Origin of the sequence: Sphingobium terrigena (genome assembly GCF_003591655.1) — a bacterium.
In the GTDB taxonomy this organism is placed as follows: Bacteria; Pseudomonadota; Alphaproteobacteria; order Sphingomonadales; family Sphingomonadaceae; genus Sphingobium; species Sphingobium terrigena.
Genome location: NZ_QVRA01000072.1, coordinates 1 through 2,205, shown reverse-complemented (window position 1 = coordinate 2,205; position 2,205 = coordinate 1). Strand labels below are relative to the sequence as shown.

At 60.1% G+C, this 2,205-nt stretch carries 2 protein-coding genes and 1 pseudogene; 1 reads left to right on the top strand and 2 read right to left on the bottom strand.

The annotated features are described in order from the left end of the window. Positions 1–123: 123 nt before the first annotated feature. Positions 124–417, bottom strand: a pseudogene (locus tag D0Z70_RS24335) (transposase); the annotation flags it as partial. A 197-nt stretch (positions 418–614) separates the two neighbouring features. Next, entirely contained in the window at positions 615–899 is a 285-nt protein-coding gene (locus D0Z70_RS24330) for a hypothetical protein (protein WP_119750773.1), read from the bottom strand. A 105-nt stretch (positions 900–1,004) separates the two neighbouring features. On the opposite strand from D0Z70_RS24330, the gene D0Z70_RS24325 reads away from it, so the two are divergent. After that, positions 1,005–2,114 carry an IS701 family transposase gene (locus tag D0Z70_RS24325; protein WP_239019132.1) on the top strand — a complete coding sequence of 370 codons (1,110 nt, stop codon included), beginning with the start codon at positions 1,005–1,007 and terminating at the stop codon, positions 2,112–2,114. The last annotated feature ends 91 nt before the right edge of the window (positions 2,115–2,205 follow it).

Genomic DNA, 2,205 nt, shown 5'->3' with positions numbered 1-2,205 from the left:
GAACCCGGGCAGACCCACCCCGCAAGGGGGCGACATCATCTCGGAATCAGGGGGCGACTATTTCTCGGAACATGGGGGCGGCATCAATTCGGAATGAGGGGGCGGCTTGCCTCGGAATCAGCACAGAAGGGCATGGTTCAATGACAACCACAGCCTGTTGTCCCGCCAAAGGTAGAACCAGCGTCGCACCGTCGAGACCGGCGGAAAACACGGAGGAAGCATCCGCCACGGCAGACCCCCGCGCAGCAGATACAGGATCGCCTCGACAATCCGCCTGAGCGGCCACTTGCGCGGACGCCCCACAAACGATGCTGGCGGGAAGAACGGTTCCAAGAGCGCCCATTCGTCATCGGTCAAATCGCTTGGCAAAGCCAAGTCCGCACGGGCATACTGCGCCCGAGTGGTGTCGGTCCACATCGTTGATCTCCGGAAGTTTTCGCAAAAACCCCTGAATCAATGACTTGGGATAGCGTCAAGCTAACCCGCTGATACCACTCAACTTAATTTCGGATCAGGCTCTAAGATAATGCGCCTCACGTCGCGTTGAAATCACTCGCCTTTTATAAAATTATCTAGATACTATGATGGCTAAGCTCGACTTTGTACGTTTTTGGTCAGGTCCAAGTCCAGAAGATGCTGTTTTCAGCGATGTGGTCGAGGGCCTGATCGAGTGGCAAGACGCATCCGCCCATATCGTCAATATCTTCCCATTTTCGCCGGTGTGACCAGTAGCCGAGCCTGACTTCGTCGCGCGTGCCGACAGGCTTGAGGCGGGCGATCGGCGCGTCGGTTTCCAGCAGATAGAGATGGTAAGCGCCTTTGTCCTCGTACCAGCCCACGCCACCGCCGTTGGCTGCATCAAACGTTTCGATGCGTAGAATGATTTCGTCGTCTTTCATGGAGCATCCATAGCTGCCTTCAGGTCACAGCGTATCCGATTCAACTTGCCGCATGGCAACAGCCCAAGCGTTGCAACGTGCTTCAGTTAGGATTCGAAGCATGGGATGTTGGACCAGAACAAGGCCGTTATCGGCGATGCCGTCCCCCAGATCCTGCGCCAATGGATGCAGGTATGGCGCCCCTGCTTCACTGCCCCCAGTTGGGAGCATGTACTTGTTCTTGTGATGGGCGGCCTGCTGGCCACGGGCAAACGGACCGTTACGTCCTGCCTGCGTGTGACCGGCCGATCCCATGCTGCCAACTTTGCCACCTATCACCAGGTCCTCAACCGCGCCCGTTGGAGCTCCCGTGCGGTTGCCAGGCGACTGCTCGGCATTGTGGTCGAACGGCTCGTGCCAGATGGTCCCGTTGTCATTGGCATGGACGACACCATTGAGCGGCGATGGGGGCGCAGGATCACTGCCCGGGGTATATACCGAGACCCGGTCCGCTCCAGTCACGGCCATTTCGTCAAAGCCAGCGGACTGCGCTGGCTCAGCTTCATGGTGCTCACCCCGGTGTCGTGGACCAACTTGATCAAGGCGCTGCCGATCCTGACGTTGCTTGCCCCTTCAGAACGATCCAACCGTCAACGCGGCTGTCGTCACAAACTGCTGACGGACTGGGCCCGCCAGGGCGCGCTGCAGCTGTCTCGCTGGCTGCCAGGTCGTCGGATCGTCTTCATCGGCGACAGCAGCTTTGCCGTCCACGAACTGGCCCATGCCATTACGCCTCGGGCAACGCTCATCAGCCGGCTGCGGTTGGATGCCAGCCTGTTTGCGCCGCCTGCGAGGCGAACATCACGCACGATGGGACGGCCGGCACAGAAAGGGCCAGCACTGCCCAAGCTCAAGACCCTGCTCGCCAATCCGGCGACGCGCTGGACAAGCGTCCTCGTCTCTGCCTGGTATGGCCATGTCAACGGCAAGACGCTCGAGATCACATCCGACATCGCCTTATGGTACAGGCCGGGCACCCCGGTCTTGCCGGTCCGCTGGGTCTTGGTTCGCGACCCTGACGGAAAGCGCGAGCCGCAAGCCTTCTTCAGTACCGACATCACCCTCGAGCCCGCCGACATCATCGCCCTCTACGTCCGGCGGTGGCAGATCGAGGTCACATTTGCCGAAACCCGCGCTCACCTGGTGACCTGCCCCCCGTCAGTCCCTCGATCATAACGAGAGTCTTGCGGTTAAATACGATGGCCCCTGCGCCTGCACAAGCGCGTCGGGCGTGATGCTCTCGTCCTGCTCGAACGCCCGACGCGCT